Origin of the sequence: Actinobacillus ureae ATCC 25976 (genome assembly GCF_000188255.1) — a bacterium.
GTDB lineage: Bacteria > Pseudomonadota > Gammaproteobacteria > Enterobacterales > Pasteurellaceae > Actinobacillus > Actinobacillus ureae.
Genome location: NZ_GL831094.1, coordinates 1 through 1,110, shown reverse-complemented (window position 1 = coordinate 1,110; position 1,110 = coordinate 1). Strand labels below are relative to the sequence as shown.

General features: G+C 38.1%; 2 protein-coding genes. Both read right to left on the bottom strand.

The window, feature by feature from the left end:
• Positions 1 to 34: 34 nt before the first annotated feature.
• Complete coding sequence (locus HMPREF0027_RS11205) at positions 35 to 325, bottom strand: response regulator (protein ID WP_005625429.1); 291 nt, start codon at positions 323 to 325, stop codon at positions 35 to 37.
• Positions 315 to 1,110: ATP-binding protein (locus HMPREF0027_RS11200; protein WP_044024566.1), on the bottom strand; the 796-nt coding region annotated here is incomplete at its 5' end. The genes HMPREF0027_RS11205 and HMPREF0027_RS11200, both read right to left, overlap by 11 nt.

Here is a 1,110-nt window from a genome sequence, read left to right as displayed (position 1 = left end):
TGTTGGATGGTTAGTCCAACTTTTGGGGGGCAGATCATTGCATAGCTTCAATTGCCATAGGCACATCACCATGTCCCGTAATCAAAATCACGGGCAGCTGCTTATCTTTAGCATGAATTTGTTCCAGTAATTGCCAGCCAGGCATTTGTGGCATATAAATATCACTAACCACAATACCTTGCCAATCTTCACTAATCTGTTCTAGCGCTGTAACTGGATTATTGACCGCAATAGTGCGATAGCTTTCTAGTTCTAACAATGATTGATAGGCTTGCAGTACATCTTGATCATCATCAATTAATAAAACGGTGTAGTTATGACTCATATTCTGTTCCTAATAAATGTGGCTCATCAGCTGGAAATTCTAAAATAATTACCGCACTTTTATGTAAGCTTGAAGCAATATAAAGATTGCCATTAAATTGCTGCATAATGCGCTGACAAATCGTTAAACCTAGACCTAGACCGACTTCTTTGTTGCTATAGAAAGGTTGTAATAATTTATCCGCACTTTCAAGCGGCCAGCCCTCACCGTTATCTTCAATACGCGCATAAATTTTATGTTGCTGTGCATAAAGTTGAATCTGAATATGCGCTTGTGTTTTGCAGGCTTCCAGAGCATTACTCAATAAATTAACAAAAATCTGCTCTAATAAAATAGCATTACCTTTCACAACATTTTCACCTTCAATGGAGAGCTGTGTCTGCATGGGTTGATGACGTAACGCTAATAACTCCCATGCTGTATTAATCGCTTGTGTGAGTGAAACCGGTTGTAAAGGATCTTGCAATGTATGGCGTTTAGTAAATTGGCGTAATCCTTTCACTATATGTGCAGTTCGTTCTACCAGTTTATTGATATTCTCGGCATAGGTTTCTGCTTGTGATAGATTTCCTGTTTGTAAGCTTTTCTTTAAACTGAATAAATAAATAGCTATCGCATTCAAAGGCTGATTAATTTCATGAGCCAAGCTGCTCATAGTTTGTCCAACTACCGCTACTTTGGCTGTTTGAATCAACTCATTTTGTGTATCTCGAAGATCTTGTTCGATGATACGTCGTTCTTTAATCATATCCGTATGATGTTTCAATAATTGATGGGGCTGTAGT

Bases quoted from the DNA above. Each gene is read 5' to 3' on its own strand.
- HMPREF0027_RS11205 (WP_005625429.1), bottom strand. From the start codon at position 325: ATGAGTCATAACTACACCGTTTTATTAATTGATGATGATCAAGATGTA.